The following is a 6,261-nucleotide window of genomic DNA, read 5'->3' as shown; positions in this document are numbered from 1 at the left end:
CTTCGCTGTCGATGCCGGGGGCGATGAGGTAGCGGGTGTTGGGTTTGAGCAGCGGCTTTCTGGGGTGGAACGGATTGAGGTAGTGATCGAGAGCGCGTTCGGCGGCTTCGTGGAATTTCTTGGAGTCGAGGGTTTCGTAGGGCGAGGTCGGGTCGGTTTCAGGCGGGTTTGGCGTTGGTTTGATCATGGTAAAACTCCCTGATTGATGGAGCTGCCACGGTTCGCTGCGAAACGAAAGGAGGTGACAGCTGTACGCGGGTTCGCAGACCGGGAATCAAGGAACCCGGCATACCCGAAGGTATCCCGCGCACAACCGTCATGACGCGATCAGCCAAAAAGCTGAACGGAAACGACACTCTGGGCGCCTTGATTGATCCGGGCTGCGAAACCCGATCGCTGATTCGTCAGCGACCGACACACGATAGAACCCGGCCCCAAGGCCCACAAGCCGGCGGATTCTGGCGGATGCGTAGGCAATGGCGCAAGTTCGCGTGGCTTGTCGGATGCATCCTTAAACACCTTTAAACCCAAACCCCGCCCCGCTCACGGCAGCAACAGATACCCCGCACTCACCGCCAACAGCAACGCCATCACCCGATTGAACAAGCGCATCCCCGCCGGGTTGCCCAGATAACCGCGCAAGAACGTCCCGGCATACGCCCAGCACCCCACCGACAGGTAACAGATCACCAGATACACCGCCGCAAACTGCCACACCAGCCGCGCTTCGCCGTCAGCGACAAACGCGCCCATCCCCGCCACACAGGCCAGCCAGGCCTTGGGGTTGAGCCACTGCATCACCGCGCCGTAGAGCATCGAAGGTGCCCTTCCCGCTTCTCCCGCACTCAACTGCCCGTCATCCATTGCCAGCTTCCAGGCCATGAACAGCAGAAACGCCACCCCGGCCAGTTGCACCACACGGGTCAGTGACGGCCACAGTTCCAGCACTTCATGCAGTCCCAGCCCCATCAACACCAGCAGCAACACAAACCCCAGCGTCGCCCCGGCCACATGCCGTTGGCTGGCGCGAAAACCGAACTGCGCCCCCGAACTCAACGCCACGATATTTACCGGCCCCGGGGTAATGGACGCGGCCAGGGCAAAAGCCGCCATCGACACAATCAGACTCATCGCACACCTGCTACAGATCGAGGAACAAGGCCCCCACAGTAGCCAGCGCACACCGGGCAGTATTGAAGGAAATTACCCCCGCTCGCGCAGACCCACTACGCTCTGGCTATGCGATCACTTTTGACCAGGAAGTCTGCCCTCGATGATTCTGATTCTGCTGCCCAGCACCGATTACGACCCGACCGAAAGCAGCGTGCCCTGGCAGGCGATGCGTAACGCGGGCATCGAAGTTCGTTTTGCTACCCCGCAAGGTTTGCCCGCCCACGCCGATCCACGGTTGGTGCACATCGGTTTCGGCCTGTTGAATTCGATGCTGATGACACGCAAGGCCGATCTGGACAGTTACACGCAGATGATCGAATCCGAAGCGTTCAGGCAGCCGCTGGCGTATGCCGATGTCGACACGAATCGATTCGATGGTCTGCTGATCCCCGGCGGGCATGCCAAAGGAATGCGCACGCTGCTGGAATCCACGCAGGCCCAGCAGATTGCCCTGCAATTTTTCAAGGCCGAAAAACCCGTGGCGGCGGTGTGTCATGGCGTGCTGTTGCTGGCGAGGACGCTCGACCCCGATACCGGGCGTTCGGTGCTGTCCGGGCGCAAGGTCACGGCGTTGCTCGCGGCAACCATGGAATTGCCGGCGTGGCTGATGACAGCTGCGTGGCTGGGGCGCTACTACCGCACCTACAAGCAGACCGTCGAAGCGGAGGTGAAAACCGCGCTGGCCAGCAAAGCCGACTTCAAACGCGGACCGCTGATCGCCAAACGCGATTGTGCGCAGAAACTGCAATCAGGATTTGTGGTGCGCGACGGCCAACTGCTGACGGCGCGCTGGCCCGGCGATTGCCATCGATTCGCCGCCGAGTGGGTGGCCATGTTGCAGCCACCCGAACGCTGATCCGCTTTTCAGTCCAGACGCGGCACGGTGAAGCGGAATTCGCTGCCCTGCCCCGGCTCACTCTCGGCAACGATCTGCCCGCCATGGGCCTCGACAATGCCCTGCGTGATGTACAGACCCAGCCCGGTGCCGGTCGGATTGCCTTCCTTCACCGTCCAGTAACGGTCGAATACGTGCGGCAAGTGATCCTTGGGAATGCCTTCGCCGCTGTCACGCACCGTGAAGACGATGTCATCACCGACCGATTTGGCATACACGTCGACCGTGCCCAGGCGCGGAGTGAACTTGATCGCGTTGCCGACCAGATTCGACAGCACCTGAAACAACCGCTCGGGGTCGGCATGGATGCTCAGGTCGGGATCGGCCTCGAACGAGATGCTGATGTCCTTGTCCAGCGCCAGCGGCGCGAGCAGCGATTGCGCCTCTTCGAACATCTGCGCGACATCGAGTTTCTGCGGCGCGATGGTGTAGCGCCCGGCATCGATTTTCGAGGTGTCGAGCAAGTCTTCCAGCAGCGTGTTCATGCGCCCGGCGGCTTGCTGCATGGTGTCGATCGCAGTCGAGATGCGCCGCGAAGTGTGCGGCCCGTCCGAGCTGAAAGCCTTCTGCATCATGCCGCACAGCATCGAGATTACGGTCATCGGGTTGCGCAGATCGTGTGAAACCACCGCCACCAATTCATCGCGAGCGCGCACCGCTTCCTGCTCCCGGCGCACCTGACGGGCCAGGTCATTTTCCAGCGCCGAGCGACGCAAGTCGTTGGCGGCGAACAGATCGCCGTGGCTCCACTTGGTGGAAATCCCGGCCATTTCGACCTTCCAGATTTCGAACGAGGTGCGCGGCCGCAGGCGCAGGCCGGCGTCGGAGTTTTCCAGGTCCAGCGGCTTGCGCGGGTCACCGCTCCAGTTGATGTTCTCTTTGACTTCGGGGCGGAACCACAGCACGCCGTTGTCCACCGGCTTGGGCAGGCTCATGGCCAGCACGCCGCTGGCGACCTGCTGATACTGCTCGGCTGGCGGATAGACGCTGGCCAGGTGATGACTGGCAAACACCGGCTCGCCACGCTCCTGCAACCATTTGTGCAGGGCTCGAATTTCTTCCGGCTCCGGGCAGTTGCCGTAACGGTGCAATTGCTTGTCTTCGATGATCGCGATGCCGCCGGCATTGGCCAGCGCCATCAAGACTTGTGGTTGGTTGGCCAGGCCATCGAAGACGTTCTGTGGCGAGTCGATCATCGCCTGATTGAGCAGCGCCAGCGCCTCGACCTTTTCTTCCCGTTGACGGCTGACTTCCAGCGCTTCCATCGCGCTGATCTGCAACGACAGCACCTGACCGATGGTCTGGCACGCCGTGCGCAACTCGTGCGGCACGTGCAGCGGCTGGCGGTTGCCGCAACTGATCAGGCCCCAGAGCCGGTCGCCCTTGAGCAGGGAAATGCTCATAGAAGACAGCACGCCCATGTTTTTCATGTACTGGCAGTGGATCGGCGACACGCTGCGCAATGTGGCGAAGCTCAGGTCCAGCGGGGTCTGGGTGTCCGGGCGCAACTTGGGCACCAGCGGCACCGGTTGGTAATCGGCATTCGGGATGATCCGCAGCCAGTTGGTGCGGTACAGCTCGCGGGCTTGCTCGGGGATGTCGGAGGCCGGGAAAAACAGACCGTTGAAGACTTCCATCGACGGATCGGACGCTTCGGCGATGACCTGACCGTGGCCCTCTTCTTCGAAGCGATAAATCAGCACCCGGTCGTAACCGGTCATGGCCTGGATTTCCTTGACGCTGATGTCGTACAGCGCCTGCAGGCTCTGGGCCTTTTGCAGGCGCGCGAGCATCCGTCCCAGGTGGGTTTCGGTGCCGGCGACGTTGCGTGGCTGGAAATTTTCGACGTGGATTTCCAGCTCCAGAATCAGCACATCCTGATGCCGATGCACCAAGCCTTCAAACGCGGTGCCGTTGAGGCGAAAGTGCAGCGCAGGCGCATCGGCCATGGATGGTTGCTGCAACGCCTCGCGAACCTGTGCAGCATGAGCATCGCCGATCAGGCTTTGCAGTGGCTGGCCGATCAGCTCTTGCGCCGGGCGCGCGAGCAAGGTCTCGACGTTGGCGCTGATCTGAATGATCGAAAGGTCCGGCTCGCTCAGGGTCAGCAGCAAACCGTGCGGCTGGATCGCGCCGGGAAAGCGGATCGGCTCGTCGGCACAGTTGGCCAGCAATTCTTCAAAGGCTTCTTTGTCTTGCGGGTTCATACCAGAACCTCCTGACTTTCGAGCCACTGCTCGAAACAACTGAATGTAGTGTGGGCCGCCGCCACGACGGCTTTACGCTCGTCGGCGTCCATCGGGCGACTGCCCAGGTATTCGATGAAGTCGCGCCAGCGACGGCCGGTGGCGGCGCCGTAAACGTCCAGAAACGCCGCGCCGTTATCCGCGCCCAGGCTCAGCCGTGTGGCGATCTCCCGGCGCAGGATCTGTCCGCCGAGGGTTGCGCCTTCCAGCACGTACAGCACGCCAAGGCAGGCGGCGGCGGAGTCGATGGCGGGCAACTGGCGGCAGAGCGAAAACTCTGCGCCGCTTGCGCCCAGCGCCTGCAGATCGCGTTGCAGGGTCGGGGTCTTGAGGCGTGAAGTCAGATCGAAATCAGCGGGAATCGCGTCACTGTCCTGCAGCGCGGCTTCCAATGGCTGATAGAAGCCGTAATAGGCGCGCATCAGTCGCTCGAAAGCGTGCAGATCAAGGGTGTCGGAGAAAAAAGGAAGGCGTTTTTCAAGTGCAATGTGCAGTTCGGCCGTGCCGGCGCGCAAATCTTGCAACACCGGTGGTACATGAACCTCGCGGGCCTTTGCTTGCATGTAGTCGCTCGTACAGTGGGCCGCCTGGGGCCATAGGGGAATGGAGAAGCATGGCGCGAAAGCTTACACGGCAATGGTAGTTTCTGACCCGGCAGATGGGATTCTCTGATGATTTCATCAACCTGTGAAGGGCTAAGAGCTGACCGGACGGCAGAAAGTTCGAAGGAATTCACTGACGATAGTCGCTGTACCGCGACTCTGGCGCCTGACTGTACGGTTCAGGCCCGCACACCCGCGTGATAAAAATAACGCTCCCGTCACCGGAGCCCGAGCCATGGATATCGCCACCCTCTCCCTGTTTCTGCCCGCCTGTTTCGCCCTGAACATGGCACCGGGGCCGAACAATCTGCTGTCGGTCAGCAACGCCACTCGCTACGGCTATCGTCGCGCCTGCGTGGCCGGTGTCGGTCGGTTGCTGGCATTCGCCGGGATGATCGCCCTCGCGGCGGCGGGGCTGGCGGTGGTGCTGCAAACGTCCGAGCTGTTGTTCTATGGGATCAAGATTGTTGGCGCGGGGTATCTGTTGTATCTGGCGTGGCAGCTGTGGCGAGCCAACCCTGGCCCGGAAGACACCCTTGCAGCGCCGACGAACGGCCTTCTGGCCCTGGCTCGCCAGGAATTCCTGGTTGCAGCGGGAAATCCCAAGGCAATCCTTATCTTCACCGCCTTTCTGCCGCAATTCGTCGACCCGGCCCACGCCATCACCCCGCAATTCATGTTGCTGGGCGCGCTGTTCCTGTTGCTGGAATGGATCGCCATCAGCGCCTACGCGTACATGGGGCTGCACATGCGCCGCTGGTTCGCCGAGCCGCGCGGCAAACGGATTTTCAACCGTTGCTGCGCGGGGCTGCTGTCGGCAGCGGCTTCGGTGTTGTTGATGGCCAAGCGCGCCTAAGTTTCAGACGGGCCTTTGAGCTCGACCTGATTGCCGTCCGGATCGAAGCAGTACAACGACAGGCCGTTGCCCTCGGCGCCGAAACGGGTGACGGCTTTTTCAACGGTCAATCCGCAGGCATGCAGGTGGCTCATCAACGCCTCTTCATCGAACGGCTCGATGCGCAGACAGAAGTGATCGACATTGCGCCGTTCGCTGCCGGCAGCGGCGCCACCCTTGCGGCCGATTTCGCCGTCAAGGTCGACCAGATCGATCATCGACGTGCCGGCGCGCAGGTGCACCAGACCGAGCTTTTCATTGCGCTTGACCACTTCGGCACCGAAGACCCGGTCGTAGAAATCAATGCTGCGTTGCAGATCGGCAACGCGCAGCACGATGTGATCGATGTGGTGAATCGTGAACGGTGGCATACAGTCAATTCCCGAGTTGTAGCGACCCGATCACTGTAGTGCAGCGGCCCGAAAATTCACTGTCGATTTTTCGGTGGAG

General features: G+C 61.5%; 6 protein-coding genes and 1 pseudogene. 2 read left to right on the top strand and 5 right to left on the bottom strand.

The window, feature by feature from the left end:
- Window positions 1-187 (bottom strand): annotated as a pseudogene (locus QLG12_RS10365) (hypothetical protein); the annotation flags it as partial.
- Window positions 188-543: 356 nt separating this feature from the next.
- Window positions 544-1,131: a LysE family translocator gene (locus tag QLG12_RS10360; RefSeq protein WP_221615743.1), complete on the bottom strand. Its 588-nt coding sequence runs from the start codon at window positions 1,129-1,131 to the stop codon at window positions 544-546.
- Between the two features lie 142 nt (window positions 1,132-1,273).
- On the opposite strand from QLG12_RS10360, the gene QLG12_RS10355 reads away from it, so the two are divergent.
- Window positions 1,274-2,029 carry a type 1 glutamine amidotransferase domain-containing protein gene (locus QLG12_RS10355; RefSeq protein WP_197871183.1) on the top strand — a complete coding sequence of 252 codons (756 nt, stop codon included), beginning with the start codon at window positions 1,274-1,276 and terminating at the stop codon, window positions 2,027-2,029.
- Window positions 2,030-2,037: 8 nt separating this feature from the next.
- On the opposite strand, the gene QLG12_RS10350 is transcribed toward QLG12_RS10355, so the two are convergent.
- Together QLG12_RS10350 and QLG12_RS10345 are read right to left on the bottom strand one after the other, a co-directional pair.
- A complete protein-coding gene (locus QLG12_RS10350) occupies window positions 2,038-4,275 on the bottom strand; it encodes an ATP-binding protein (protein ID WP_197871181.1) in 2,238 nt (745 codons plus the stop codon).
- The gene (locus tag QLG12_RS10345) at window positions 4,272-4,877 is read right to left on the bottom strand and encodes a biliverdin-producing heme oxygenase (protein WP_197871179.1); all 606 of its coding nucleotides are present in this window, start codon (window positions 4,875-4,877) and stop codon (window positions 4,272-4,274) included. Before QLG12_RS10345 ends, QLG12_RS10350 begins: the two co-directional genes overlap by 4 nt.
- Before the next feature lie 274 nt (window positions 4,878-5,151).
- On the opposite strand from QLG12_RS10345, the gene QLG12_RS10340 reads away from it, so the two are divergent.
- Window positions 5,152-5,772, top strand: a complete 621-nt coding sequence (locus QLG12_RS10340) for a LysE family translocator (protein ID WP_282474434.1) — start codon at window positions 5,152-5,154, stop codon at window positions 5,770-5,772.
- Here the strand turns inward: QLG12_RS10340 and QLG12_RS10335 are convergent.
- The gene (locus tag QLG12_RS10335) at window positions 5,769-6,182 is read right to left on the bottom strand and encodes a VOC family protein (RefSeq protein WP_282474433.1); all 414 of its coding nucleotides are present in this window, start codon (window positions 6,180-6,182) and stop codon (window positions 5,769-5,771) included. The two genes, QLG12_RS10340 and QLG12_RS10335, sit on opposite strands and share 4 nt — an antisense overlap.
- Window positions 6,183-6,261 lie beyond the last annotated feature (79 nt).

This window comes from Pseudomonas sp. V88_4, assembly GCF_029967985.1.
GTDB classification, from domain to species: Bacteria; Pseudomonadota; Gammaproteobacteria; order Pseudomonadales; family Pseudomonadaceae; genus Aquipseudomonas; species Aquipseudomonas glycinae.
The sequence above is the reverse complement of the archived record's forward strand: the minus strand, read 5'-3'. Positions and strand labels throughout refer to the sequence as shown.

Bases quoted from the DNA above. Each gene is read 5' to 3' on its own strand.
- QLG12_RS10355 (WP_197871183.1), top strand. From the start codon at position 1,274: ATGATTCTGATTCTGCTGCCCAGCACCGATTACGACCCGACCGAAAGC.
- QLG12_RS10360 (WP_221615743.1), bottom strand. From the start codon at position 1,131: ATGAGTCTGATTGTGTCGATGGCGGCTTTTGCCCTGGCCGCGTCCATT.
- QLG12_RS10335 (WP_282474433.1), bottom strand. From the start codon at position 6,182: ATGCCACCGTTCACGATTCACCACATCGATCACATCGTGCTGCGCGTT.
- QLG12_RS10350 (WP_197871181.1), bottom strand. From the start codon at position 4,275: ATGAACCCGCAAGACAAAGAAGCCTTTGAAGAATTGCTGGCCAACTGT.
- QLG12_RS10345 (WP_197871179.1), bottom strand. From the start codon at position 4,877: ATGCAAGCAAAGGCCCGCGAGGTTCATGTACCACCGGTGTTGCAAGAT.
- QLG12_RS10340 (WP_282474434.1), top strand. From the start codon at position 5,152: ATGGATATCGCCACCCTCTCCCTGTTTCTGCCCGCCTGTTTCGCCCTG.